The sequence below is a fragment of the Herbiconiux sp. VKM Ac-2851 genome, from assembly GCF_013205105.1.
Taxonomy (GTDB): domain Bacteria; phylum Actinomycetota; class Actinomycetes; order Actinomycetales; family Microbacteriaceae; genus Herbiconiux; species Herbiconiux flava.
The window spans coordinates 27616-52965 of record NZ_JABMLJ010000004.1; the positions used below are offsets into that span (position 1 = coordinate 27616).

Below are 25350 nucleotides of genomic sequence, written 5' to 3' on the forward strand. Positions count from 1 at the left end.
GCTGACGTTCAGGATTCGTGCAGGTGGATCAGGCCGAGAACGAGCGCCAGGCGCCCGGGCCGGGCTGCAGCGGCGTGCGCAGGGAGCGCTGACTGCGCTGCCAGGCCGTCGTGGAGGTCGTGGGCTCGGACTGCAGCTGCTCGAGCTCCTGCTGCACGGCGGCCTCGACGACCACCGTCACCGCGGCGAGCTCGCCGGCGCTGAGGCCACGTGTCACCACCCGGAAGGGGGGTTCGGCGGCCGCGAAGTCAGTCGATTCGTCCACACCGTCGAGGCTACATTAGAAGCCGGACCACGAAAGGGCGACCGACGCTGATGCGCAAGGCACTCACCTTCCTCGGGCGGTACCTCGCCACGATCCCGGTCAGTATCGGCTTCGCCGTCCTGATCCTCGTCACCTCGCTCCTCGCCGGCACCTTCTTCGGTCCGCCCTCCGAGGTCACCGAGGACACCTGGGCCGCCGGCGTCACCACGGTGATCGACATGGGCCACTGGTGGACCATCGTGACCGCCCTGTTCATCCCGTGGGATCCGTTCCAGCTCGTCGCGGGTATCCTGGCCTCGCTCACCCTGCTCGGCGTGGCCGAACGGCTGCTCGGCCGGCGCCGGCTCGTGCTCGTCTTCCTCGTCACCGGCCTCCTCGGCGTCTCGCTCGGCGTGCTGCTGCAGTGGATCGGCTCGCTCGCCGGCGAATGGTGGGCCGACGGAACGAGCTACGACCTGACCATCGACCCGCTGACCCCGATCGTCGGTGCGCTGCTGGCGTCGAGCTCGCTGATGGGACCGCTGTGGCGGCGCCGGGTGCGGCTGGTGTCGATCGGGTTCCTGCTGATGTTCACCCTCTACGTGGGCGACACCTCCACGGTCTACCGCCTCATCGCGGGTATCGCCGGTCTCGTGATCGGCCACTACGTCTCGGGCCGCGCGCGCCGGGTGGTGTGGCTGAAGAGCTCCTTCGGCGAGGTGCGGGTGCTGATCGCCACCGTCGTGCTGATCACGGCCGTCGGCCCGCTGGTCTCCTGGCTCGACCCGAACGGCAGCGGGGCGTTCGGCCTCGCCGGCAGCTTCTACGGCGACATCTTCCCCACCGCCTCGGGCATCGACGACTTCTGCTCCACCGCGAACACCGACGTCTGCGACGACGTGAAGCGGCTCGCCGAGCTCGGCGGGCTCGGCCCGATCGTGCAGACCTTCGTGCCGCTCGCGCTGCTGCTGGTGTCGGCCTGGGGTCTCCGCAAGGGCCGGCGCTTCGCGCTCTGGCTCGGCATCGTGACGAACCTGGCCATGATCGTGCTGGCCTTCGTGTTCCTCGGCCTCATCCTGACCCTCGCCGACGGCCAGAACGCGGCCGTCGACGACACGCCGCTGCAGGCGATCGACGTGGGCGAGTACATCGTCTGGGGCGGCTCGACCATCGCCGTGCCGCTGGCGGTCGCCATCCTGCTGTTCGTGAACCGGCGCCGCTTCGCACTGAAGGCGCCGCGCGAGGCGCTGATCCGCTTCGCGGTCGTGGTGGCCGGCAGCGGGGCCGTGCTCGCGCTGGCCTACCTCGTGGTGGGCGGCTTCGCGCTCGAGACGTTCGTGCCGAAGGACACCACGGTGGTCGACCTCTGGTTCGACCTTCCCCGGCGCTTCCTGCCGGTCACGCTCGTCGGGGTGACGGGCGACGTGCTCGTTCCCTCCGCCGGGGTGGCCTCGTTCCTCTTCCAGTGGATCGGCCCGGCGTTCTGGGCCGTGTTCACCGTCGCGTCGCTGCAGCTGATCGCCTCGACCGAGCAGCGCGTGAACGTGGGCGATCACCAGCGCATCCGGGCCCTGCTCCGCCGAGGTGGCGGCGGCACGCTCGGCTGGATGACAACCTGGCCGGGCAACGTCTACTGGTTCAACGCCACGGGTGACGCCGCCGTCGCCTACCGCGTGATCAACGACGTGGCCATCACGATGAGCGACCCGGTCTGCCTGCCCGGCACCGAGCGCGACGTGGTGCGCGACTTCGTGGCGTTCTGCGACTCGCGCAGCTGGACGCCCGTGTTCTACAGCGTGCACGCGCAGTTCCTGCCGGCGTTCGACGAGCTGGAGTGGCAGCACATGTCCGTCGGCGAGGAGACGCTGATGCACCCGCAGACCCTGGAGATGACGGGCAAGGCCTGGCAGAACGTGCGCTCCTCGCTGAACCGCGGCACCCGCGAGGGCATGACGACGCTCTGGACCACCTACGACGAGCTCAGCCGCAGCTACGTCTCGCAGATCAACGCCATCTCCGAGGCCTGGGTCTCGGAGAAGGAGCTGCCCGAGATGGGCTTCACTCTCGGCGCCCTCGAGGAGATCAAGGACCCCGACGTCGCGCTGATGCTGGCTCTCGACTCCACGGGGCGCATCGCCGCCGTGACGAGCTGGCTGCCGGTGTACCGCGACGGCCGGGCCGTCGGCTACACGCTCGACTTCATGCGCCGCGCCGACGAGTCGATGGGCGGCACGATGGAGTTCCTGATCGCCTCGGCCGCGCTGCACATGAAGGAGCTGGGGGTCGAGGTGCTGTCGCTCTCGGGCGCGCCGCTCGCCCAGGCTCCCGTGCCGAAGGGCTCCGAGCCGCCGGCGCCGACCGTCATGACCGAGCTGAGCGATTTCCTCGCTCGCACGCTCGAGCCCGCCTACGGCTTCTCGTCGCTGTTCAAGTTCAAGTCCAAGTTCAACCCGACGTACTCGACCATCTACATGGCGTACCCCGACCCGCTCGGGCTGCCGTCGATCGGCGGGGCGATCGGGCGGGCGTACCTGCCGTCGATGAGCGCCAAGGAGACGGTGGCGCTGGTGCGCACGCTGGTGCCGCGGCGGTAGCTGTCTACGACCGTGGTTTCTCCGGCGTCTCGATCCACTGCTCGAAGAGGTCGTCGAGGTCCTCGCCCGAGACCTCCTCGGCGTGTTCGATGAAGTCGGCGGTGCTGACGGTGCCTCCGGCGTTCTCGGATGCCCAGCCGCGCGCGATCGCGAAGAACGTGTCGTCGCCCACCCGCTCGCGCAGCGCCTCAAGGGTCATCGCGCCGCGCTGGTAGACGGCGTCGTCGAACAGCTCGGCCGGGCCGGGGTCGGACACGGTCACCGACCAGAACGGGTCGTCGGCCGACCGGGCGGCGAGAGCATCCGCCTGCATCGCCGGGGACGGGCCGCCGGTGTGCTCGGTCCAGAGCCACTCGGCGTAGGTGGCGAAGCTCTCGTTCAGCCAGAGGTCCCTCCAGTGCTCGATCGTCACGCTGTCGCCGAACCACTGGTGGGCGTACTCGTGCACGAGGAGGGCGAGGTCGTCGGGATCCTCCCAGGCCCAGGTGGGGTAGACCGGGCGGGTCTGGGTCTCGAGCGCGAACTCCAGCTCGGGCTGGTCGCCCGCGATGCCGCCGGCCTGGTGGAAGGGGTAGGAGCCGAAGCGGTCGGCGAGGAAGGCGACGATCTCGGGCTGGCGGGCGAACTGGGCGGTGGCGACGGCGCCGTAGGTGGGGGCTGCGCCTACGGTGGCGCCAGCGGCTGTAGCGCCGGTGGCGGTGGGGTCGGGGGTGTCGGTGCCGGCGGTGTCGGTGTCGGTGGCGGCGTCGGGGTCGATCGGGCGGTCGAACAGGTCGCGGTCGACGGCGTTCCAGTAGTCGATGCCGTCGACGGTGGCCGTGGTCAGCTCGAAGTCGCCGATCGCCAGGGTGGCGAGATAGGGCGCCATCGGCTCGTCGAGCTGCCAGGACCAGACGGTGCGGCCGCCCGTGCTCTCGGCCGACACCAGCCGGCCGTTCGAGACCGCGGTGAGCCCGTCGGGCACCGAGACGCGCAGCGCGAAGGCCGCCTTGTCGGAGGGATGGTCGTTCGCCGGGAACCAGGTCGCGGCCGAGCGCGGCTGCCCGGCGACGAGCAGCTCGCGGTCGTCGCCGGTGCCGGTCGTGAAGACCCCCGCCGCGCCGAAGCCGTCGTCGATCGTCTCGGGCACCCCCGCGTAGCGCACGCTCACCTCGAAGGCGTCGCCGGCCGCGATGCCGGCCGCGGGCGTCACCGTGAGCTCGGAGCGGCCCGGGGTCACCACCGGGTCGTCGCTGCCCGCCTCGAGCGGCTGACCGGTCAGGGCGCTGATCTCGGTACTGCGCCTGGTCCAGGAGGCGTCGACCCCGTCGACGGTGACCTCCCGCACCTCGAGGTCGTCGAGGTCGAGGTCGAACGCCGAGAGGTTCTGCGTCGCGGTCGCGGCGATGGTCGCCGAGCCCGACAGCTCCCCGGTCCGCGGTTCGTAGCTCAGGTCGAGATCGTAGCGGGCGACGTCGTAGCCGCCGTTGCCGTCGAGCGGGAAGTAGGGGTCGCCGATGCCTTCGGCGCCGGCCGAGAATCCGTCGACCGTCGCCGCGTCGGAGCCCTGGTCGTTCTGACCGTCGGGCCCCGCCACGCAGCCCGCGAGCAGCACGGTGCCGAGCGCCGCCGCGACGACGGCATCGAGCGGCCCGCGCCGGGTCACAGGGGGATGTTGCCGTGCTTCTTCGGGGGCAGGGAGGCACGCTTGGTCTTCAGCGCGCGCAGGGCCTTGATGACCGAGACGCGGGTGGCCGCCGGCTCGATGACGCCGTCGAGCTCGCCGCGCTCGGCCGCGAGGAACGGCGAGGCCACGTTGTAGGTGTACTCGTTCGCGAGCTTCGTGCGCACCGCCGCGACGTCTTCTCCGGCCTCCTCGGCGCGCTTGATCTCGCCGCGGTACAGGATGTTCACGGCACCCTGACCGCCCATGACGGCGATCTCGGCCGTCGGCCAGGCCAGGTTGATGTCGGCGCCGAGCTGCTTGGAGCCCATCACGATGTACGCGCCGCCGTAGGCCTTGCGGAGGATGACGGTGACGAGCGGCACGGTCGCCTCGGCGTACGCGTAGAGCAGCTTGGCGCCGCGGCGGATGACGCCCGTCCACTCCTGGTCGGTGCCGGGCAGGTAGCCGGGCACGTCGACGAGCGTCAGGATCGGGATCGAGAACGCGTCGCAGAACCGCACGAAGCGCGAGGCCTTCTCGCCGGCCTCGATGTTGAGGGTACCGGCCATCGAGTTCGGCTGGTTCGCCACGATGCCCACCGAGCGGCCCTCGATGCGGGCGAAGCCCACCACGATGTTCGGCGCGTAGAGCGGCTGCGTCTCGAGGAACTCGCCGTCGTCGACGAGGTGCTCGATGACGGTGTGCACGTCGTAGGGCTGGTTCGGCGAGTCGGGGATGAGGGTGTTGAGCTTGCGGTCGGCGTCCGTGATCTCGAGCTCGGGGGTGCTGTCGTACTCGGGCAGCTCGGCCAGGTTGTTCTGGGGCAGGAAGCTGAGCAGGGCCCGGGCGTAGTCGAGTGCGTCGTCCTCGTCGCTCGCGAGGTAGTGCGAGACGCCCGAGATGCTGTTGTGGGTGAGCGCGCCGCCGAGCTCCTCCATGCCGACGTCTTCGCCGGTGACCGTCTTGATCACGTCGGGGCCGGTGACGAACATCTGGCTGGTCTTGTCGACCATGATCACGAAGTCGGTGAGCGCGGGGGAGTAGACCGCGCCACCGGCCGCCGGGCCCATGATGATCGAGATCTGCGGGATCACGCCCGACGCCGCCGTGTTGCGGCGGAAGATCTCGCCGTACTTGCCGAGCGCGACGACACCCTCCTGGATGCGCGCGCCGCCCGAGTCGAGCATGCCGATGATGGGCACGCCGGTCTTCAGCGCCAGGTCCATGACCTTGATGATCTTCTCGCCGGCGACCTCGCCGAGCGAGCCGCCGAAGATCGTGAAGTCCTGCGCGTAGACGGCGACCTGACGGCCGTGGATCGTGCCCGTGCCCGTGACGACCGCGTCACCGTAGGGGCGCGACTTCTCCATGCCGAAGGCGTGCGTGCGGTGCCGCACGAACTCGTCGATCTCGACGAAGGAGCCGTGGTCGAGCAGCTGCTCGATGCGCTCGCGGGCCGTCTTCTTGCCACGCTTGTGCTGCTTCTCGATGGCCGCCTCGCCCGACGCGGTCACGGCCTCGTGATAGCGGTTCTTCAGGTCGGCCAGCTTGCCCGCCGTGGTGTACATATCGGGCTGCGTCGTCACGTCTTCACTCACGCGGTTCACTCTACCGGCCAGCCCTACGGCTCTTCGGTTGACGAAAGCTACAGAAACCCGGGCTGTCGGTGGCAGGCCGTAGTTTGGGGGGATGGATCTGCCGCTCTCCCGTGCCCTCGTCCCGCGCCTGGAATGGATGCCGAGGGCGGGGTCGACGAACGAGGTGCTGGTGCGGGCTGCGTCGGGCTCGTCCGGGCCGTCGGGTTCCTCGGGGCCGTCGGGTTCCTCCGCCTCGGCGTGGCCGGCGTTCGCCGTGGTGGCGACCGACGACCAGGTGAGCGGGCGGGGGCGGCTCGGGCGCACGTGGTCGGCTCCGGCGGGGAAGGCGCTCGCCGTGTCGGTGCTGCTCCGGCCCCGCGCCGACACGGCGCTCTGGGGCACGCTGCCGCTGCTCGCGGGGGCCGCGGTGCGGCGGGCCGTCGAGTCGGTTCTCGCCGGGGCGGTGCTGCCCGGGCATCCGGTCGCCCTGAAATGGCCGAACGACGTGCTGATCGGGGGGTCGAAGGTGTCGGGCGTCCTGGGTGAGCTGCTTCCGGATGCTCGGGGCCTCGTGATCGGGGCGGGCATCAACCTGACCCTGGCCGCCGACGAGCTGCCGGTGCCGACGGCGACGTCGCTCGAACTGGCGGGCGCCCCGGCGGCGTCGCTGGGGGTGGATGCGGTGCTCTCGGCGTACCTGCGCGAGCTCGTCGCACTGTTCTCGGCCTGGGAGTCGGCGGGCGGATCGGCGCGGGAGTCGGGGCTGCTCGACGAGCTCGGATCGACGTCGGCGACGCTCGACCGGGCCGTGCGGGTGGAGCTGCCCGGCGGCCTCGTGCGCACCGGGACGGCCCGCGCGATCGACGACGACGGGCGGCTCGTGGTCGACACCGACGACGGATCGGCGCTCGTGGTCGCGGCGGGCGATGTGACGCACCTCCGGCTCCGCGACGGCTGATCGGGGCCTTCGGGGGTGACAATGGCGGGATGTCCCGGCCCGATCACACGACCGTCGAGCCGCCTCGGGAGCTCGTGCTCGCCCGGGTGCGGCCGCACGCGCGACGGCTGACGGTGCCCGTGCTGCTGCTGTTCGCGACGGCGACGGCGTACGGCTGGTTCGGCGGGCGCTTCGCGGAGGAGTGGCAGAACCAGGCCGCGCTGGCGGGCGCGGTGGCTGTCGTGGTGCTCGGCACGGTGCTGCCGTTCCTCACCTGGCTCGGGCACCGGTACACGATCACGTCGCGGCGGATCATCGCGCGGCGCGGGCTCGTGAACCGTCACCGGCACGACCTCTGGCTGTCGCGGGTGACTGCGGTGCGGCTGCGGCGGAACCCGGTGCAGGCGGCGTTCGCCACCGGGAACGTGCTGGTGGAGTCGGGGTCGGAGCTGACTCTGGAGCTGCACGACGTGCCGTCGGCGAAGCTCGTGGCGGCGCTGCTGGACGAACTGACCGAGCACACGCCGCCGCCGTCGCGGCTGCCGGCGTTCCCGGGGTCGTAGCCGGGCTTCCCGGGGTCGTTCCCGGGGTCGTTCGGTGGCGGGCCGCCGCTAGGCTGAATCCGTGACTCTTCGTGTGGGTGTGATCGGTGGCGGACAGCTCGCGCGGATGATGATCCCGCCGGCGATCGAGCTGGGGATCGACATCCGGGTGCTGGCCGAGGCCGAGGGGATGTCGGCGTCTCTCGCCGCGACCGCGGTCGGGGACTACACCGATCTCGACACGGTGCTCTCGTTCGCGAGGGGGGTCGACGTGGTGACGTTCGACCACGAGCACGTGCCTCAGGCCGTGCTGCAGGGGCTCGTCGCGGCGGGTGTGGCCGTGCATCCTGGGCCGGATGCTCTGCAGTACGCCCAGGACAAGCTGCTCATGCGCGCCAAGCTCGCTTCGCTGGGTGTGCCGGTGCCTGCGTGGGCCTCGGTCGCCGACGCCTCCGATCTCGACGCGTTCATCGCCGCCCACGGTGGGCGGGCCGTCGTCAAGACCGCTCGGGGCGGCTACGACGGCAAGGGCGTGCGCGTCGTCTCGTCGGCGGCGGAGGTCGCGGACTGGTTCGGCGACGACCCGCTCCTCGCGGAGGAGCTCGTGGACTTCAAGCGTGAGCTGTCCCAGCTCGTGGCGCGCCGGCCGTCGGGCGACGTGACGCTGTGGCCCGTGGTGGAGTCGATCCAGCGGGACGGGGTGTGCGCCGAGGTGCTCGCCCCCGCGCCGGGCGGGTCGCCGCGGCTCGCCGCCGTGGCCGCGCAGATCGGCACCACGATCGCCGAGTCGCTCGGTGTCACGGGGGTGCTCGCGGTGGAGCTGTTCGAGACGGTCGACGAGCGCATCCTGGTGAACGAGCTGGCGATGCGGCCGCACAACACCGGCCACTGGACCATCGACGGTTCGACCACCAGCCAGTTCGAGCAGCACCTGCGGGCGGTGCTCGACCTGCCGTTCGGGGCCACCGGGCACACCGCCCCCTGGTCGGTCATGGTGAACATTCTCGGCGGGCCCGCCTCGGGGGACCTCGATGCCCCGCTGCGCGCGGCCGCGGCGGCCCAGCCCACGGCGAAGCTGCACCTCTACGGCAAGTCCCCGCGCCCCGGCCGCAAGATCGGCCACGTCACGGTCTCGGGCGACGACCTCGCCACGGTCGCCTACGAGGCCCGCGCCGCCGCCGCCGCCTTCAACTCCTGACATAACCTCACTTCTGCGGTAGCATCGGGGCATGAAGCCCCTCTTCCGAGCCCTCACATTCGCCGTCGCCACCGCGCTGCTCTCCGGCGGTGCTCTGTCGGCGCAGCCGGCCGCGGCCGCGGTCGCGACCTCGGCCTCGGACGCCGCCGCCCGCTCGAGCGCCCGCTTCGACATCCTCGATACGATCGAGCCCGGCTCGGACGAGCTCTACGGCCTGGCGATCGACAACGTCGCTCGGAAAGCCTTCGTGCTCGACAACCGCAATCGGATGCTGCGGGCGTACGACGTCTCAGCGGGGGAGCTCACTCCCTCCGGATCAGTCGTCGTCGGGACGTCAGCCGGGTGGATCAACGGATTGGCGGTCAACGAAACCGCTCACCAGGTCTACGTGGTGGACAACAGTTCCGGCTCTGACGAGCTCGTGGTGGTTGACTCCGCGTCAATGAAGGTCGTCTCCCGTGTCGCGACAGGTGGGCGAGGGGCTACAGCTCTTGCGGTTGACGAGAAGTCCCACCGTGTCTTCGTCGCGAACGTGTCGCCGAGCAACGTCAGCGTCGTCGATCTCGACGACGGCTCGAACCAGAGCATCGCTACCGGTGTGAGACCGCGGGACATCGCCGTCGATCAGGCGACGCAGACCGCCTACGTCGCCAATTCCGACGACTCGTCCCTCGACGCGATCAAGCCGGACGGGTCGTGGACCAGGACGCAGCTCGAGGGCGCTCCGACGCTCGTCCGGATCATCGACGGGCAGCTGGCGGTGGCGGGCAAGGCGGCTTTCGGCTTCGGGATTCAGATGTTCGATACGGCAACCATGACCAGGACGGCGGTGTCGGAATCCTTCGCGAGCCCGATGTCCGACCTCGTCGAGGATCCTGGGCGCAACGTGGTGTACGTCGTCAATGCCGCTGTGGACACGGCCGGGATCGTCGCACTTCGCGGTGACAACCTCCTGACTCTCGGTGTCGGGCCCGTCGACTACTTCGGCGATATGGTCGTGGATCGGGCGAGCCACCGGCTGATCGGCCTGCAGAACGCGGCTTCGTCGAAGGTGCTGTTGATCGAGCCGCGGGTGAGTCCGTTGCCGGCGGTGGATCGGGTGGGGGGTGCGGATCGGTTCGCGGTGGCGGCGGGGGTGTCGCGGGACACGTTCGAGTCGGGGGCGGCGCCGGTGGCGTATGTGGCGTCGGGGGAGGTGTTCGCCGATGCGTTGAGCGGGGCCGCAGCCGCCGGGCTGGCTGGTGGGCCGGTGCTGCTGGTGACGCGGGACGGGGTGCCCGCGGCGACGGCGGAGGAGCTGCGGCGGTTGCGGCCGGGGCGGATTGTGGTGCTGGGCGGGCGCGCCGCCGTGGGTGCCGGGGTGGAGAAGGCGTTGGGGGAGTTCGGGACGGTATCGCGGATCGGCGGACCGGATCGGTTCGCGGTGTCAGCGGCGATTTCGGCGAAGGCGTTCCCGGGCGGGGCGACCTACGCGTACCTGGCGTCGGGCGAGACGTTCCCGGACGCGCTGTCGGCGTCGCCGTTGGCAGGGCGGGAGAAGGGGCCGGTGCTGCTGACGCAGAAGAACGCGCTGCCCGCCGCGGTGGGGGCGGAGATCGGGCGGTTGAAGGCTCAGTACGTGTACGTGATGGGCGGAGAGCAGGCGGTCAGCCCCGCGGTGGTGGCCGAGGTGGAGAAGCAGGCGACGGTGATCCGGATTGACGGTCCGGACCGGTTCGCGGTGTCGGCCGCGGCGTCGAAGCGGTCGTTCCGGCCGCACACGTACACGGTGTACGTGGCGTCGGGGCAGGCGTTCCCGGATGCGCTCGCGGGCGGGCCGGCGGCGATCATCGGCGGGGCGCCGGTGCTGCTGGTGACGAAGGACGGCATCCCCGCGCCGGTCGCGGCCGAGCTGGAGCGGTTGTCGCCGTACCGGATCGTGCTGCTGGGCGGCCCGAACGCCGTCTCCGATGCCGTCAAGACCCAGCTCGAAAGCTATCTGCCCGATTGAGGCACGCGAGCGCGCCGCTCCGCAGAAGCCGGCGGGGGCGACCGTACGATGGGGGCATGCCCGAAGAGAGAGCCGTCGTGGGCGTCGTCATGGGGTCGGACTCCGACTTCTCCGTCATGAGCGACGCCGTGCAGGTGCTGAAGGACTTCGGCGTGCCGCACGAGGTGCGCGTCGTGTCGGCCCACCGCACCCCCGAGGCCATGATCGAGTACGGGCGGAGCGCTCGTGAGCGCGGGCTCAAGGTCGTCATCGCCGGTGCCGGCGGCGCGGCGCATCTGCCCGGGATGATCGCGGCCGTCACGACACTGCCTGTCGTCGGGGTTCCGGTGCCGCTCTCGCGCCTCGACGGTCTCGATTCACTTCTCTCGATCGTGCAGATGCCGGCGGGCATCCCGGTCGCCACCGTCTCGATCGGTGGGGCCAAGAACGCCGCGCTGATCGCTGTCAGCATTCTCTCGACCGGTGATGATGGGCTTGCCGACGCCCTCGACCGTTATCGCAGCGAGCTCTCCGAGCTCGTCGCGCAGAAGAACGAAGACCTCCAGACCCGCCTATGACCACGATGCCAGGCAGCACGACAGCCAGCCCGATCCGGTACCCGGACACCACCTCGCCGAAGGCCATGACCGTTCGCGGGTGGTGGCTGGTGGTGCTCAACGTGCTCATCCCGGGCTCGGCGCAGGTGCTCGCGGGCAACCGCAAGCTCGGCCGCTTCGGGCTGTACTTCACGCTCAGCCTCTGGGCGATCGCCGTGGTCGGCTTCGTGATCTACCTCATCTGGCCGCAGGTGATCTTCTCGATCGCGACGAACCCGATCCCGCTGCTGCTCGTGCAGGTAGTGCTGATCGCGTACGCAGTGCTGTGGATCGTGCTGACCCTCGACACGCTCCGCCTCGTGCGGTTCGTGCGGGTGGGGGAGCGGGCTCGGCCGTGGCTGGCGTCGTTCTCGGTGCTGCTGCTCGTAGGCACCTCGGGGGTCGCTGCGGCGGGCGCCTGGTACGCCAACGTGGCGGCCGACGGGCTCAACTCGGTGTTCTCGGCGCAGGCCGCGGCCGAGCCTCCGGTCGACGGGCGGTACAACATCCTGCTGCTCGGCGGCGACGCCGGGCCCGACCGTGACGGCATGCGGCCCGACAGCATGACCGTGGTGTCGATCGAGGCCGACACCGGGCGCGCCACGATGATCGGGGTGCCGCGCGATCTGCAGCAGGTGCCGATCGGCGCCGACTCACCGCTCGTGGGCAGCGACTACGCGCCCGACGGCGTCTACGACTGCGGCAGCCAGTGCCAGATCAGCTTCCTCTACCCCCGCGTCGAGGCGTATGACCAGGACCTGTACCCGAACGCCGAGGCCGAGGGCTCGAACCCCGGCGTCGAGGCCACGAAGGATGCGATCGAGGGCGCCCTGGGCATCACGATCCAGTACTACGTGATGATCGACATGCAGGGCTTCTCCGACCTCATCGACGCGCTCGGCGGCGTGGACATCAACGTCACCGAGGCGCTGCCCATGGGCGGCGACGAGGAGGGCAACGAGATCGAGGGCTGGATCTGGCCCGGCGAGCAGCACATGAACGGCTACACGGCCCTCTGGTACGCGCGCTCCCGGCACACCACGAGCGACTACGACCGGATGCAGCGGCAGGGCGAGCTGCAGACGGCGATCCTGCAGCAGTTCCAGCCGGTGAACGTCCTCACGAAGTTCCAGGGCATCGTCGAGGCGGGCACCCAGGTGGTGCAGACGGACATCCCGCAGTCGACGCTGTCGTACTTCATCGACCTCGCGATGAAGACGAAGGAGCTGCCGATCGATCGCGTCGACATGACGCCGCCGCTGATCGATCCCGAGAACCCCGACTGGGACGTCGTCCACCAGACGGTCGCCGACGCCCTCGTGCTCTCGACGGCGTCCGACTCCGCCGCCCAGTAGCCCGCGACCTTCCCGCACCGTCGCGAGTGGTCACTCGTGGCGCGAAACACCCCGAGGAAGCGCCGATACTGACCACTCGCGAAAGTGAGTGGGCGCGCGAGGGAGCGGGCGCGAACGCGAGGGGCCGTACTCGGTGACCGGCGGCGGCGGTACCGGCGCCGCACGGCCGCGGCGCAGCCACGGGCGCGCGACGGCGGCACCGCGTATCGCCCGCGCCGCAGCGGCGGCGGCGCGGCTACTTACAAATCCGCGTGGAGCTGCCAGACCTTCTCGGCCGAGTCGCGCCAGGAGAAGGCGCGGGCACGGTCGAGGCCCGAGATCGAGAGGCGGGTGCGGAGCGCCGCGTCGGAGACGACGTCGGCGATGGCCTGGGCGAGCTGCGCCGGGTACTCCGCGGGGGTGGTGCGGGTGACGACGTGCGTGGAGCCGTCGGCCACCTCGAGCAGCGCGGGCACGTCGGCGTGGATGACGGGGGTGCCGAAGTCGAAGGCCTCGATCAGCGGCAGGCCGAAGCCCTCCGCGAGGCTCGGGTAGACGAAGACCGTGGCGCGCTCGAGCACGAGCGCGAGATCGGCGTCGCTGAGGAAGCCGAGCACGCGCACCCGCGCGGGGTCGACCCCGGCCGCCGCGGCGACGGACGCCACGTCGACGTCGCCCCACCCGGAGGGGCCGGCGATCAGCAGCGGCAGCGAGCCGGTGGCCGGCAGCGCGAGCGCCTCGATCAGCGAGGCGAGCCCCTTGCGCGGCTCGAGGGTGCCGACGGCGAGCAGGTACTCATCGGGCAGATCGAGCTCGACAGCACGTGAAGCGGGGTTCGCGGGCAGCCGCAGCTCGTCGCTGACGGCCCCGCCGATGACCCGCAGCCGGTCGCCGAAGCGGAAGTGCCGCGAGAGCTCCTCGGCCACCGCGTGCGTCGGCACGACGACGGCGTCGGAGTAGCGCGCCGCCCGCTTGGCCATCGCCCGGTGCCAGCTGACGCCGCGCGGGGTCAGGGTCTCGGGATGCGTCCACGGCACCACGTCGTGGATCGTGACGGCGGTCTGCGTGCCGATGTCGGCGCGGCGGTCGTGCTTGCGCAGCGGCGCCATCAGGCTCGTGGCGTGCACCATGCCGGCCCCCGAGGAGCCGATGACGCCGTGCTGCCAGGCCGCCGCGAGCTCACGCCGGGGCAGGGTGGCGCGGTGCAGACCGGCCAAGCCGGGCAAGCGGTCGGCAAGAGCATCGGCCGTGGCCTGAGGGATCGCCGGCACGATGCCCTCGACGTCGCAGTCGCGGGGAGCGGTGGCGATCAGCTGCCGGGTGAGCTCGAGCGTGTACCGGCCGATGCCGCCCGGGACCGGAGCCACGAGCTGGTCGACGACTACCCGCAGCGTGGCCATTACTCTCCAAAAACTCCCGAGGTCACCGCCTCGTGCAACGCGGTGCGCCAGTCTCGCATGGGCTCCAATCCCGCTCGGGACCACGCGTCATGCCCGAGCACGGAGTACGCGGGACGCGGGGCGGGACGAACAAACTGCGAGCTGTCCGTGGGCTTGACCTTATCAGGGTCGAGTCCGGCTTCCTGAAAGGTCGCCTGGGCGAAGTCGAACCACGAACCCTGCCCGGAGTTGGTGCCGTGATAGACGCCGGCGGGAGCATCCGAGTCGGCCAGAAGCACCAGCTGACGGGCGAGATCGGCGGTCCAGGTGGGCTGCCCGACCTGGTCGTGCACCACCGAGACGCTGTCGCGCTCGCGGCCGAGCCGGAGCATGGTCGCGGGGAAGTTCGCCCCGTGCCGGCCGTACAGCCAGGCCGTGCGCACGACGTAGCCGCCGGCGGGGTTGCCCGTGAGCACCGCCTCCTCGCCGCCGGCCTTGGTGCGGCCGTAGGCGTTCAGCGGGTCGCGCGGCTCGTCCTCCGAGTAGGGCGACGTGGCGTCGCCCTGGAAGACGTAGTCGGTCGAGATCTGCACGAGCTTGGCGCCGGTCGCGCGAGTGGCCGCGGCGAGCGTGGCGGGCCCGACCGCGTTCACGAGCGCGGCGGCCTCCTCGTCGGTCTCGGCCGCGTCGACCGCGGTGTAGGCGGCGCAATTGAACACGACGTCGACGCCCGCGACGGCGGCGGCCACGGCCGAGGCGTCGGTGATGTCGAGCTCGGCGCGGGTGAGCGCCACGACGTCGCGGCCCGCGAGGGCCTCCTGCAGGTCGCGGCCGAGCATCCCGGCCGCCCCGGTGATGAGATAGCGAGTCATCGGATGCGCGACGCTCAGCTCAGGGCCGCGCGGGCCTTGAGGGGCTCCCACCACTGCCGGTTGTCGCGGTACCACTGCACCACGTCGGCCAGGCCCTGCTCGAACGGCACCTGCGGCTCGTAGCCCAGCTCGTCGCGGATCTTGGAGATGTCGACCGAGTAGCGCAGGTCGTGGCCGAGGCGGTCGGCGACGCGGTCGACGTACGACCAGTCCTTGCCGGTCGCGTCGAGCAGCAGCTGCGTGAGCTCCTTGTTGGTCAGCTCGGTGCCGCCGCCGATGTTGTAGATCTCGCCGGCGCGGCCGTTCACGAGCACCATCGCGATGCCGCGGGTGTGGTCGTCGACGTGCAGCCAGTCGCGGATGTTGTTGCCCTCGCCGTACAGCGGCACGTGCTTGTCGTCGATCAGGTTGGTGACGAACAGCGGGATGACCTTCTCGGGGAAGTGGTACGGCCCGTAGTTGTTCGAGCAGCGCGTGATCGAGATGTTCATGCCGTGCGTGCGGTGGTACGAGCGGGCGAGCAGGTCGCTGCCGGCCTTCGACGCCGAGTAGGGCGAGTTCGGCTCGAGCGGGCGGTCTTCGGCCCAGGAGCCCTCGGCGATCGAGCCGTAGACCTCGTCGGTGGAGACGTGCACGAAGCGGGGGAGGTTGTTGCGGAGCGCCGCGTCGAGCAGCTGCTGGGTGCCGAGCACGTTGGTCTCGACGAAGATCGAGGCGTCGCGCACCGAGCGGTCGACGTGCGACTCGGCGGCGAAGTGCACCACCGCGTCGAGGCCGGGGAAGAGCTCGTCGAGCAGCCCGCCGTCGCGGATGTCGCCCTTCACGAAGGTGTAGCGGGGGCTGTCGGCCACCGAGGCGAGGTTCTCGAGGTTGCCCGAGTAGGTGAGGGCGTCGAGCACGACGACCTCGGCGCCTTCCAGGCCGGGGTAGGCGTCTTCGAGCGTGCGTCGGACGAAGTTGGAGCCGATGAATCCGGCGCCGCCGGTGACAAGAATCTTCATGGTGGGGAGGTCTCCTCAGATGTGGTCGCTCCCGATTGTACGGGAGGGCCGCAGGACGCCCCCGGAGTGGGGCGGGTGTCGCACGGCCCGCTGACGGCTCCGGCCTCTAGAGTGGCCTGCGTGAATGATCCTCAGCAGGCCGGTGCGCCCGGGCCCCTGCTGCGGCTGATCCGCGATCAGCGCATCGCCTTCCTCCTCGTCGGCGCAACCAACACCGGCGTCGGCTTCCTCTTCTTCATCGCCTTCGACCTCACGGTCGGCGCGTGGCTCGACGAGGCCGTCAACGAGACGGTCGGCTCGCTCGGCACCCTGGCCTGCGCGCACGTGCTCGGGGTGCTGTTCGCCTTCGTGATGTACCGCCGGTTCGTCTTCAAGGTGCGCGGCCACGTCTGGCGCGACCTCGCGCGCTTCGAGAGCGTCTATCTCGTGGCCATCGCGATCAACGCGGTCATCCTGCCGGTGCTCGTCGGCTTCGGCTGGAACCGCATCCTCGCGCAGCTGTCGATCCTCGTGGTCACCACGGCGATCAGCTGGTTCGGGCACAAGGGCTTCTCCTTCCGCCGCGGGGCCGCCGAGGCCGAGGCCGCCACCGAGCTGCACGTCGGCACCGACACGACCGAGCCGCGCTGATGCCCAAGCTCTCCGTCGTCATCCCGGCCTTCGACAACGCTGCCTACATCGCCGAGGCGGTCGGCTCCGTGCTGGCTCAGCGGCACGACGACTTCGAGCTCATCGTCGCCGATCACTCCTCGACCGACGGCACCCTCGAGGCGGTGCGCGCCTTCGAAGCGGATGCTCGGCTCACGGTCCTCTCGACCCCCGCCGGGGGAGGCGCGGAGGCCAACTGGCGCCGGGTCTCCGAGGCGGCGAGCGGCGAGTACCTCAAACTGCTGCCGGGCGACGACCTGCTGTACCCCGGCGCCCTCGAGGCGCACTCCGAGGCCCTGGACGCGCATCCGTCGGTCGTGCTCGTGTCGAGCCCGCGCGACATCGTCGACGCGCGAGGGAAGGTGACGATCCGCAACCGCGGCCTGCAGGGCGTGCGGCGCGCCGTGCAGCCGGGCGCCGAGGCGATCCGGCAGACGGTGCGGAAGGGCACGAACGTCTTCGGCGAGCCGGGCTGCGTGACGATGCGCCGCGCCGAGCTCGAGGCGGCCGGCGGCTGGGACGCCCGCTTCCCCTACCTGATCGACCAGACGAGCTATTCGAAGGTGCTGCTGCGCGGCGACTACCTTCCGGTCGACCGCACGCTCGCGGTCTTCCGCGTCAACGACACGCAGTGGAGCGTCGCCCTCGTCGACGAGCAGTCGACCCAGGCCAAGGCGTACCACGCCTGGTGCCGGGAGCAGGCGCCCGACGTGATCAGCGCCGCCGACGTGCGCCTCGGCGACCGCCGAGCCGAGCTGATGGCACTGGCCCGCCGCGGCTACTACGCGCTGAACGCCCGGCGCATGCGAGCGGCGCGATGAGCGCCGCGAGGGCAGTGGCCGTGCGGCTGGCCCCCTACGGCATCGCCGCCGTCGTGTCGCTGCTCGCCGTCTGGTTCGGCCTGAACCTCTGGGCCGTCGACTGGCGCGTGCCCTTCTACTACTCCGGCGACGCGCTCGCCGTGGCCTCGCACTTCAAGACGATCATCGAGACCGGCTGGTTCACCCACCAGCCCGACCTCGGCGCCCCGTACGGCCAGTTCTACAGCGACTACCCGCAGGCCGACAACCTGCACTTCATCGCCGCCGACGTGCTGAGGCTGTTCACCTCCGACTTCGGGGTGGCGATGAACGTCTACTTCGTCATCGGCTTCCCGCTGGCCGCGATCACGGCGCTCTGGTTCCTCCGGCTGGTGGGCGTCGGCACGCCGCTCGCCGTCGCGCTCGGCGTCGTCTACTCGCTGGCGCCGTACCACTTCATCAAGGGCGAAGGGCACCTCTTCCTCGCCGCCTACTTCGTGGTGCCGCTGGCCGTCGGACTGATCTACCTCGTCGCGACCGGGCGGCCGCTCTGGGCCCTCCGCCCGACGGAGCGGGCCGACGGCACCCCCGCGCGGCGCTGGCTCCGGCCGGTCACCGGCCGCAACGCCGCCACCGTCGCCACGGTGGCCCTCCTCGGCACCGCCTCCAGCTACTACTCCGTCTTCGTCGCCCTCGTGCTCGCGGTCGCCGGCCTCAGCGCCCTCTGGCGCAGCCGCGCCTGGCGGCGCTTCTTCGGGGCCGCTGCGGCCGGTCTGCTGATCGCGGGCGTCATGCTCGTGAACCTGACGCCGAGCATCCTGTACCGGCTCGCCAACGGCGTGAACGAGGCCGTGCTCGTGCGCAGCCCGCCCGAGGCCGAGCTCTACTCGTTCAAGCTCTCGTCGTTGCTGCTGCCGGTGCCCGGCCACCGTTTCGGGCCGTTCGCCACGCTGCGCCAGCTCTACGACACCTACTACCCGCTGCCCTCCGAGGAACCGGCCCTCGGGCTGATCGCCGCCGCGGGCTTCGTGGCGCTGGTCGTCGTGGCGGTGCACTTCCTGCTCTCGGCCGGCCGCACCGGCTGGCGGGGTCCGGGGGAGTCGACCCGTACCCTCGCGGTGCTCGCCGGCCTCGCGCTCGTCGCGTTCCTGTTCGGCACGGTCGGCGGGCTGTCGACGCTGCTCTCCTTCGTCGACTTCCCGATCCGCTCGTGGAACCGCATCGCCATCCTGATCGCGCTGCTGGCGCTCGCCGCGGTGGGGCTGCTGCTCGACGGCCTGGTGCGCCGGGTGGCGGGGCGGATGCGCGGCACGACCCGCACCGGCACCCGCCGCGTCACGGCCCTCGCCGTCCCGCTCGCCGTGCTGCTCGTGCTGCTCGCGGTCTGGGACCAGATCCCGCCGGTCGACGCCGAGGCCCGCGCCGCCACCGTGGCCGCCTACGACTCCGACGAGACGTTCACTGAGCAGGTCGAGGCCGACGTGGCGCCCGAGTGCCTGATCTACCAGCTGCCCTACATCGCCTTCCCCGAGTCGCCACCGGTGAACGGCGCGACCGACTCCGACGAGCTGCGCCCTTTCCTGCACTCCGAGACGCTGCGCTGGTCGGCGGGCGGCATCAAGGGCCGCGCCCCCATCGACGAGGTCGGCGCGCTCGCCTCCCTGCCGGCCCCCCAGTTGGTCGACGCGGTCGAGGATCTCGGCGCGTGCGGCTTCGTGCTCGACCGCGCGGCCTACACTGACTCTGGTTCTACGGTCGTCGATCAGATCACGGCGGTCGTCGGACCGACCACCACCTTCGACTCACCCGACGGTCGATTCACGTTCCTGGAGCTCCCGCAGCGATGACCCCCGTCGATCCCGTCCCCTCCCGCCCCGGCGAGCCCGTCTACACGATGTCGGTCGTCGTGCCGGTCTACCAGGGCGAGCGCACCCTCGCGGCGATGGTCGGCGAGCTCGTGCCCTACACGCACGGCGCGATCACCCCCGACGGCCACGCCTACCGCATCGCCGAGGTCATCCTGGTGCACGACAACGGCCCCGACCAGTCGGATGCCGTCATGCGCACCCTCGCCGACCAGCACCCCTTCGTCAGCATCGTCTGGCTGAGCCGCAACTTCGGTCAGCACGCGGCGACGATCGCGGGCATGGCGAAGTCGACGGGCCGCTGGATCGTCACCCTCGACGAGGACGGCCAGCACGACCCGGCCGACCTCGGCGCCTTCCTCGACACCGCCATCCGCGAGCGGGCCGGCGTCGTCTACGCGCGCTTCACCAACGAGCGCCCGCACGGCTTCTTCCGTGCTGCGGCCTCGAAGTCGTCGAAGCGGATGCTCGGCACCGCCTTCCACCTCCCCGACGCCAGCCAGTTCCAGAGCTTCCGCCTGGTGCGTGGCGACATGGGCCGCAAGCTCGCCTCCTTCGCGGCGACCGGCGTCTACCTCGACGTCGCCCTGTCCTGGGTGACGAACCGCGTCGCGACCTGCCCCACCCGGCTGCGCACGGCCGACGGACGGGTCTCGGGCTACTCTCTGCCGGCCCTGTTCGCCTACTTCTGGCGGATGGTGCTGACGAGCGGCACCGCCGGCCTCCGGGCCGTCAGCGTGCTCGGCGGCATCATCGCGCTGCTCGGCATCGGCGTGGCCGTGTACGTGATCGTCGCCCCGCAGGTGGGCACGAACCCCGAGACGGCGGGCTGGGCCTCGCTGATGGTGGCCGTGCTGCTCTGCTCGGGCGCCATTCTGTTCGCGCTCGGGGTGATCGCCGAGTACATCGGCGTTGGCCTGAACGTCTCGATGGGGCGCCCGCTCTACCTCACGGTCGACGATCCCGAGACGATCATGCCCGACGACGCACTCGAGGAGGGGGTCCCGGATGCCCGATGAGATCGTCTTCAGCCGCCCGTACCGGGCGCCCGGTGAGCTGACGAACCTCGCCGCCGTGCTCGACTCCGACCACTCGCACGGCGACGGCGCCTTCACGGCCTCGGCCACCGGGCGCCTCCGCGACCTCACCGGAGCCACCGACGCGCTGCTCACCACCTCCTGCACGCACGCCCTCGAGATGTCGATGCTGCTCCTCGACGTGCGCCCGGGTGACGAGGTCGTGCTGCCGAGCTTCACCTTCACCTCCGCGGCGATCGCGGTCGTGGCCCGCGGCGCGACGCCGGTGTTCGTCGACATCGAGGGCCCGAGCGGCAACCTCGACGTCGGCCAGGTGGCCGAGGCGCTGACGCCGCGCACGAAGGCGGTGATCGCGATGCACTACGGCGGAGCATCCGTCGATCTCGACGCCCTGCTCGCCACGACCGGAGAGGCCGGTGTCGCCTTGATCGAGGACAACGCCCATGGCCTCGGCGGGCGCTCCGGCGCCCACCGTCTCGGCACCGCGGGCGTGCTCGGCACGCAGAGCTTCCACGACACCAAGAACGTGCACTGCGGCGAGGGCGGCGCGCTGCTCGTCAACGACCCGGCGCTCTGGGAACGGGCCGAGGTCATCCGCGAGAAGGGCACCAACCGGGCGCGCTTCCTGCGCGGCCAGGTCGACAAGTACACCTGGCAGGACGAGGGCTCGAGCTACCTGCCGAGCGAGCTCAACGCCGCCGTGCTCGACGCCCAGCTGGCGGCCTTCGACGAGATCCAGCAGCGCCGTCTCGGCGTCTGGACCGCGTACGCCGAGGGGCTCGCCGAGTGGGCCGGTCACGTCGGCGCGACCCTCGTCTCCGACACCGTCGGCCTCGAGCACAGCGCCCACCTCTTCTACGCCGTCATGCCCGACCACGAGGGCCAGCAGGGGCTGATCGCCCACCTCCGCGAGGCGGGCGTTCGGGCGGCCTTCCACTACGTGCCGCTCGACTCATCGCCGGCGGGGCGGCGCTACGGCCGCACCGCCCACGAGCTCGACCGCACCGCCCGGTTCTCGGCGCAGCTCGTTCGCCTGCCGCTCTGGGCCGGCCTCGCCGACGCCCAGATCGAGCGCGTGATCGAGGGTGTCACCTCGTACCGCCCGGTGCGCGTGGCCTGAGTCGTTAGACTCTCCCCGTGCAGATCCGCGAATTGACGATCCCCGACAGCTATGAGATCACGCCGAAGCAGTTCGGCGACGACCGTGGTGTGTTCCTGGAGTGGTACCGCTTCGACAAGCTCGAAGAGGTCATCGGGCATCCGCTCGACCTGGCCCAGGCGAACACGTCCGTGTCGAAGAAGGGTGTCGTGCGCGGCATCCACTTCGCCGACATCCCGCCGTCGCAGGCGAAGTACGTCACCTGCACCCACGGTGCGGTGCTCGACTTCGTGATCGACATCCGGGTCGGCTCGCCGACCTTCGGCCAGTGGGACTCGGTGCTGCTCGACGGCGTCGACCGCCGCGCGATCTACATCAGCGAGGGTCTCGGCCACGCGTTCGTGGCGCTCACCGACGACGCGACCGTGAGCTACCTCGTCACCTCCACCTTCAACGCCGAGCGCGAGCACGGCATCGACCCGCGCGACCCGGCGATCGGCCTGGTGTTCCCGCCCGAGGCGGGAGAGCCGCTGCTCTCCCCGAAGGACACGGATGCACCGACCCTCGCCGAGGCGGCCGAGGCCGGCATCCTCCCCACCTGGGATCAGGCGCGGGCGTTCTACGCCTCGCTGAGCGAGAAGGGCGTCTGATGCGCGGAATCATCCTGGCGGGCGGGTCGGGCACCCGGCTCTGGCCGATCACCAAGGGCATCTCGAAGCAGCTGATGCCGATCTACGACAAGCCGATGGTCTACTACCCCCTCTCGACGCTGATGATGGCCGGCATCAACGAGATCCTGATCATCACCACGCCCGAGTACAACGAGCAGTTCAAGGCGCTGCTCGGCGACGGCTCCGAGCTGGGCATCCGGCTCGAGTACGCGGTGCAGCCCTCGCCCGACGGCCTGGCGCAGGCGTTCATCATCGGCGAGGAGTTCATCGGCGACGAGAGCGTCGCGCTGGTGCTCGGCGACAACATCTTCCACGGTGCGGGCCTCGGGTCCTCCCTCCGCAGCAATGAGAGCCTCGAGGGGGCGCGCATCTTCGCGTACCACGTGGCCGAGCCGCGCGCCTACGGCGTGGTGGAGTTCGACGACGACTTCACGGCGCTGTCGATCGAGGAGAAGCCCGAGCATCCGAAGTCGAACTACGCGGTGCCTGGCCTGTACTTCTACGACAACGACGTGGTGGCGATCGCGAAGTCGATCGAGCCGAGCGCGCGCGGCGAGCTCGAGATCTCGACGGTCAACGAGCGCTACCTCGAGCGCGGCGACCTGCACGTGCAGGTGCTCGAGCGCGGCACGGCGTGGCTCGACACCGGGACCTTCGAGTCGATGATGCAGGCGTCCGAGTACGTGCGCGTGATCGAGGACCGTCAGGGCTTCAAGATCGGCTGCATCGAGGAGATCGCCTGGCGGGCCGGCTGGATCGACTCCGAGCAGCTCGCGAAGCTCGCGGCCCCGCTGGTGAAGAGCGGCTACGGCGCGTACCTGCAGACGCTGATCGCCGCCGAAGAGGGCTGACCAGGCCCGACGCCGCCTGATTCCACCCGGTGGCGGTGCGAGTCGCAGCCGGGCGGGGCGGGGTGCGCCCCGTAGCGTGAAGGGGTGCCCCGCCCCGTCCGCTCTCCGCTCGCGCTCCTCGCCGCCGCCCTCGTGGCCGGCACGCTCCTCGTGGCCCCGGCGGCCACGGCCTCGGCCGAGGCCGACACGCTGCCGCCGCCCACGACGTCGACCCCTGCTCCGGATGCGCGTCCCGACGCCGAGGCCGGCGACACCGTCGAGCTCCCGGCCGACGCGCCGACCATGTCGGCCTACGACGCCACCTCGTACGCCGCCGAGGCCGCCGAGCTCCCCGCCGAGCTGACGGAGGCCGTGCAGCGCGACCTCGGCGAGACCCCCGAGGAGTACCTGGCCCGCTCGAACGCGGCGGCCGACGCCTCCGACGTGGTCGACGCCCTCACCGCGAGCGGCCTCGAGGTGCTCGGCTCGCGCCTGGACGGCACCTCGCTCGTCGTGAACGTGCCCGACGAGGAGGCCGCCGCGACCGTCGAGTCGGTCGGTGCGACCGCCGAGCTGGGCGCCCCGGCCGAGCCCGACCTCTCCGAGCTCACGCTCGACGCGCTCGCCGACATCGTGGGTGGCCAGGGCTTCCAGTTCCTCGCCCAGGGCTACACCTACGTCTGCTCGGTCGGCTTCACAGGCCGCTTCAAGGCCTACCCGCAGCCGCAGTTCGTCACCTCGGGCCACTGCATCGAACCCGACCACGCGGCCGGCACCTACTACTACGAGTCGAAGCAGTCCTCGGCGGGCGGCACCCCGAGCCGCGGCTCGATCATCGGCGCCCCGATCGCCGACCAGTACAAGTTCGGCGGCGGCGCCGACGTGGGCGCCGTCGGCGTCTCGCCCGCCTGGGGCACCAGGCCCGTCGTCTCCACCTGGGGCGGCGGCGCGGGAGCGCTCGGCGCCGGCACCCCCGTCACCGTCAAGGACGCGACGACCGGCATCGTCGGCTCCCCGGTGTGCAAGTCGGGCCGCACCACGGGCTGGACCTGCGGGAGCATCCTCGTCGTCAACGAGTCCTACCCGGTCTACAACCACTCGGGCACACCGCAGTACGTGAACCTCACCCTCACCGACGTCTGCATGCTGCCGGGCGACAGCGGCGCCTCGGCCCTCATCGGCAACTCGGCGTTCGGGCTCGGCACCGCGGGCGACTGGGTGGGGAACTGCGACCGCGGCACGCAGCCGAAGGCCATCAGCGCCTTCTTCCCGCTGATCACGGCCAACGGCAGCCCGAGCGTGGCGAGCGCGCTGCCGACCTGGGAGCTCGGCGTGCAACTGGCGACTCCGACGTACGTGCGACCCTCCTTCGTCGGCGACAGCATCCGCGGCACCCTCGCCGACGGCGGCCCGCGGCACCGGGTGCTCGTGACGATCGACGGCAACTCGTTCAGCGTCACGCCCGACTCGAAGGGCGCCTGGTCGCTGCCGATCCCGTCGAACCTGCAGTCGGGCCGGCACTCCTTCACCGTCGGGGCGAAGTGGGGCGACGTCACCTACTCCTCGGTGGTGAGCGACAGCTACCAGCTTCTGCCCCGTCCCGCGGTCGACCGCATCGGCGGCGCCACCCGCTACGACGTCGCCGCGACCATCTCGAAGCGCGCCTACCCGGGCACCGCCGAGGTGGTCTTCGTGGCCGCGGGCAGCAACTACCCGGATGCCCTCAGCGCCGCCCCGGCGGCCGTGAAGCTCGGCGGCCCGCTGCTGCTCACGCCCACCGACCAGCTGCTGCCCGTGGTCGCGGCGGAGATCGCCCGTCTGAAGCCGCAGAAGATCGTCGTGGTCGGCGGACGCTTCGCCGTGAACGACGCCGTGCTCGCCCAGCTGAAGGCGCTCGTCGCCGACACCGCGCGGATCGACGGCGACGACCGCTTCGCCGTCTCGCGCGCGGTCGCCGACTACGCGTTCCCCACCGCTCCGCTGGCCTACGCCGCCACGGGCGCGAACTTCCCCGACGCGCTCTCGGCGGGCCCGGCGGCCGGGTCGAAGGGTGCCCCGATCGTGCTCGTCAACGGCGGCGCGGCCACGGCCGACCAGCCCACCCTGCAGCTGTTCGCCGCGAAGGGCACGACGAAGGCGGCCATCGCGGGCGGTGTCTACTCCGTCTCCACCGGGATCGAGTCCTCGCTCAAGGGAGCCGGGCTGAGCGTGCAGCGCCTGCAGGGCGACGACCGCTTCGCGACCTCGCAGGTGGTCAACCGCTCGGCGTTCACGACGAGCAGCACCGTGTACCTCGCGACGGGCTACAACTTCCCCGACGCCCTGGCGGGCGGCGTGCTGGCCGGGCTCACCAAGGCGCCGCTCTACATCGTTCCGCGCGACTGCGTGCCCCGCGGGGTGATCGCCGACATCGGCACGCTGAAGGCGACCAAGGTGGTGCTGCTCGGCGGAGCCGACACGCTCGGCGCGGGAGTGGCCGGCCTGACGGCCTGCGCGAGCTGACGGGCGGTCG

General features: G+C 71.2%; 21 protein-coding genes. 15 read left to right on the top strand and 6 right to left on the bottom strand.

Features of this window, described 5'->3' with window-relative positions; genetic code table 11:
* Window positions 1-28: 28 nt before the first annotated feature.
* Entirely contained in the window at window positions 29-265 is a 237-nt protein-coding gene (locus HQQ85_RS18360; RefSeq protein ID WP_173184007.1) for an acyl-CoA carboxylase epsilon subunit, read from the bottom strand.
* 50 nt (window positions 266-315) lie between these two features.
* Between HQQ85_RS18360 and HQQ85_RS18365 the strand changes: the two genes are divergently transcribed.
* Window positions 316-2838: a bifunctional lysylphosphatidylglycerol flippase/synthetase MprF gene (locus HQQ85_RS18365; protein ID WP_173184008.1), complete on the top strand. Its 2523-nt coding sequence runs from the start codon at window positions 316-318 to the stop codon at window positions 2836-2838.
* Window positions 2839-2842: 4 nt separating this feature from the next.
* Here the strand turns inward: HQQ85_RS18365 and HQQ85_RS18370 are convergent, their stop codons facing one another.
* Together HQQ85_RS18370 and HQQ85_RS18375 are read right to left on the bottom strand one after the other, a co-directional pair.
* Complete coding sequence (locus tag HQQ85_RS18370; RefSeq protein ID WP_173184009.1) at window positions 2843-4483, bottom strand: M1 family aminopeptidase; 1641 nt, start codon at window positions 4481-4483, stop codon at window positions 2843-2845.
* Window positions 4480-6051, bottom strand: coding sequence for an acyl-CoA carboxylase subunit beta (locus HQQ85_RS18375; RefSeq protein ID WP_173184404.1), 1572 nt, complete (start codon window positions 6049-6051; stop codon window positions 4480-4482). Before HQQ85_RS18375 ends, HQQ85_RS18370 begins: the two co-directional genes overlap by 4 nt.
* 121 nt (window positions 6052-6172) lie before the next feature.
* Between HQQ85_RS18375 and HQQ85_RS18380 the strand changes: the two genes are divergently transcribed.
* The 6 genes from HQQ85_RS18380 to HQQ85_RS18405 all read left to right on the top strand — a co-directional run bounded on the left by HQQ85_RS18380 (window position 6173) and on the right by HQQ85_RS18405 (window position 12657).
* A complete protein-coding gene (locus tag HQQ85_RS18380) occupies window positions 6173-7018 on the top strand; it encodes a biotin--[acetyl-CoA-carboxylase] ligase (protein WP_173184010.1) in 846 nt (281 codons plus the stop codon).
* A 29-nt stretch (window positions 7019-7047) separates the two neighbouring features.
* Entirely contained in the window at window positions 7048-7560 is a 513-nt protein-coding gene (locus tag HQQ85_RS18385; protein WP_173184011.1) for a PH domain-containing protein, read from the top strand.
* Between the two features lie 61 nt (window positions 7561-7621).
* Complete coding sequence (locus HQQ85_RS18390) at window positions 7622-8737, top strand: 5-(carboxyamino)imidazole ribonucleotide synthase (protein ID WP_173184012.1); 1116 nt, start codon at window positions 7622-7624, stop codon at window positions 8735-8737.
* A gap of 31 nt (window positions 8738-8768) precedes the next feature.
* A complete protein-coding gene (locus HQQ85_RS18395) occupies window positions 8769-10727 on the top strand; it encodes a cell wall-binding repeat-containing protein (RefSeq protein WP_173184013.1) in 1959 nt (652 codons plus the stop codon).
* A 56-nt stretch (window positions 10728-10783) separates the two neighbouring features.
* Window positions 10784-11284 (top strand): 5-(carboxyamino)imidazole ribonucleotide mutase, encoded by a 501-nt coding sequence (gene purE / locus HQQ85_RS18400; protein ID WP_173184014.1) that lies wholly within the window; start codon window positions 10784-10786, stop codon window positions 11282-11284.
* Window positions 11281-12657, top strand: a complete 1377-nt coding sequence (locus HQQ85_RS18405) for an LCP family protein (protein WP_254069584.1) — start codon at window positions 11281-11283, stop codon at window positions 12655-12657. Before purE ends, HQQ85_RS18405 begins: the two co-directional genes overlap by 4 nt.
* Window positions 12658-12896: 239 nt before the next feature.
* Here the strand turns inward: HQQ85_RS18405 and HQQ85_RS18410 are convergent, their stop codons facing one another.
* From HQQ85_RS18410 to rfbB, 3 genes are read right to left on the bottom strand one after another with little or no spacing between them, the layout of a single operon-like run.
* On the bottom strand, window positions 12897-14036 hold the full coding sequence (locus HQQ85_RS18410; RefSeq protein WP_173184015.1) for a glycosyltransferase family 1 protein: 1140 nt from the start codon (window positions 14034-14036) through the stop codon (window positions 12897-12899).
* Window positions 14036-14887: a dTDP-4-dehydrorhamnose reductase gene (gene rfbD, locus HQQ85_RS18415; protein ID WP_173184016.1), complete on the bottom strand. Its 852-nt coding sequence runs from the start codon at window positions 14885-14887 to the stop codon at window positions 14036-14038. The genes HQQ85_RS18410 and rfbD overlap by 1 nt, the downstream gene beginning before the upstream one ends.
* A 14-nt stretch (window positions 14888-14901) precedes the next feature.
* A complete protein-coding gene (gene rfbB / locus HQQ85_RS18420; protein ID WP_173184017.1) occupies window positions 14902-15888 on the bottom strand; it encodes a dTDP-glucose 4,6-dehydratase in 987 nt (328 codons plus the stop codon).
* A 120-nt stretch (window positions 15889-16008) separates the two neighbouring features.
* Here rfbB and HQQ85_RS18425 point away from each other — a divergent pair, with 120 nt between their 5' ends.
* The 8 genes from HQQ85_RS18425 (at window position 16009) to HQQ85_RS21720 (ending at window position 25340) form a co-directional block, all read left to right on the top strand.
* A complete protein-coding gene (locus tag HQQ85_RS18425; protein ID WP_371741960.1) occupies window positions 16009-16518 on the top strand; it encodes a GtrA family protein in 510 nt (169 codons plus the stop codon).
* Window positions 16518-17357, top strand: coding sequence for a glycosyltransferase family A protein (locus tag HQQ85_RS18430; protein ID WP_173184019.1), 840 nt, complete (start codon window positions 16518-16520; stop codon window positions 17355-17357). The genes HQQ85_RS18425 and HQQ85_RS18430 overlap by 1 nt, the downstream gene beginning before the upstream one ends.
* Window positions 17354-19183: a DUF948 domain-containing protein gene (locus HQQ85_RS18435; RefSeq protein ID WP_173184020.1), complete on the top strand. Its 1830-nt coding sequence runs from the start codon at window positions 17354-17356 to the stop codon at window positions 19181-19183. Before HQQ85_RS18430 ends, HQQ85_RS18435 begins: the two co-directional genes overlap by 4 nt.
* A complete protein-coding gene (locus HQQ85_RS18440) occupies window positions 19180-20220 on the top strand; it encodes a glycosyltransferase (RefSeq protein ID WP_216851892.1) in 1041 nt (346 codons plus the stop codon). Before HQQ85_RS18435 ends, HQQ85_RS18440 begins: the two co-directional genes overlap by 4 nt.
* Window positions 20210-21358, top strand: a complete 1149-nt coding sequence (gene rffA / locus HQQ85_RS18445; RefSeq protein WP_173184021.1) for a dTDP-4-amino-4,6-dideoxygalactose transaminase — start codon at window positions 20210-20212, stop codon at window positions 21356-21358. Before HQQ85_RS18440 ends, rffA begins: the two co-directional genes overlap by 11 nt.
* 17 nt (window positions 21359-21375) lie before the next feature.
* Complete coding sequence (locus HQQ85_RS18450) at window positions 21376-21987, top strand: dTDP-4-dehydrorhamnose 3,5-epimerase (RefSeq protein WP_173184022.1); 612 nt, start codon at window positions 21376-21378, stop codon at window positions 21985-21987.
* Window positions 21987-22859: a glucose-1-phosphate thymidylyltransferase RfbA gene (rfbA, locus tag HQQ85_RS18455; RefSeq protein ID WP_173184023.1), complete on the top strand. Its 873-nt coding sequence runs from the start codon at window positions 21987-21989 to the stop codon at window positions 22857-22859. The genes HQQ85_RS18450 and rfbA overlap by 1 nt, the downstream gene beginning before the upstream one ends.
* Window positions 22860-22943: 84 nt before the next feature.
* On the top strand, window positions 22944-25340 hold the full coding sequence (locus HQQ85_RS21720; RefSeq protein ID WP_173184024.1) for a cell wall-binding repeat-containing protein: 2397 nt from the start codon (window positions 22944-22946) through the stop codon (window positions 25338-25340).
* Window positions 25341-25350: the final 10 nt, after the last annotated feature.

Excerpts from the sequence above, each read along its gene's own strand:
- HQQ85_RS18365 (WP_173184008.1), top strand. The coding sequence starts at position 316 with ATGCGCAAGGCACTCACCTTCCTCGGGCGGTACCTCGCCACGATCCCG.
- HQQ85_RS18375 (WP_173184404.1), bottom strand. The coding sequence starts at position 6,051 with ATGTACACCACGGCGGGCAAGCTGGCCGACCTGAAGAACCGCTATCAC.
- HQQ85_RS18380 (WP_173184010.1), top strand. The coding sequence starts at position 6,173 with ATGGATCTGCCGCTCTCCCGTGCCCTCGTCCCGCGCCTGGAATGGATG.
- HQQ85_RS18385 (WP_173184011.1), top strand. The coding sequence starts at position 7,048 with ATGTCCCGGCCCGATCACACGACCGTCGAGCCGCCTCGGGAGCTCGTG.
- HQQ85_RS18395 (WP_173184013.1), top strand. The coding sequence starts at position 8,769 with ATGAAGCCCCTCTTCCGAGCCCTCACATTCGCCGTCGCCACCGCGCTG.
- purE (WP_173184014.1), top strand. The coding sequence starts at position 10,784 with ATGCCCGAAGAGAGAGCCGTCGTGGGCGTCGTCATGGGGTCGGACTCC.
- HQQ85_RS18405 (WP_254069584.1), top strand. The coding sequence starts at position 11,281 with ATGACCACGATGCCAGGCAGCACGACAGCCAGCCCGATCCGGTACCCG.
- HQQ85_RS18410 (WP_173184015.1), bottom strand. The coding sequence starts at position 14,036 with ATGGCCACGCTGCGGGTAGTCGTCGACCAGCTCGTGGCTCCGGTCCCG.
- rfbD (WP_173184016.1), bottom strand. The coding sequence starts at position 14,887 with ATGACTCGCTATCTCATCACCGGGGCGGCCGGGATGCTCGGCCGCGAC.
- rfbB (WP_173184017.1), bottom strand. The coding sequence starts at position 15,888 with ATGAAGATTCTTGTCACCGGCGGCGCCGGATTCATCGGCTCCAACTTC.
- HQQ85_RS18430 (WP_173184019.1), top strand. The coding sequence starts at position 16,518 with ATGCCCAAGCTCTCCGTCGTCATCCCGGCCTTCGACAACGCTGCCTAC.
- HQQ85_RS18435 (WP_173184020.1), top strand. The coding sequence starts at position 17,354 with ATGAGCGCCGCGAGGGCAGTGGCCGTGCGGCTGGCCCCCTACGGCATC.
- HQQ85_RS18440 (WP_216851892.1), top strand. The coding sequence starts at position 19,180 with ATGACCCCCGTCGATCCCGTCCCCTCCCGCCCCGGCGAGCCCGTCTAC.
- rffA (WP_173184021.1), top strand. The coding sequence starts at position 20,210 with ATGCCCGATGAGATCGTCTTCAGCCGCCCGTACCGGGCGCCCGGTGAG.
- rfbA (WP_173184023.1), top strand. The coding sequence starts at position 21,987 with ATGCGCGGAATCATCCTGGCGGGCGGGTCGGGCACCCGGCTCTGGCCG.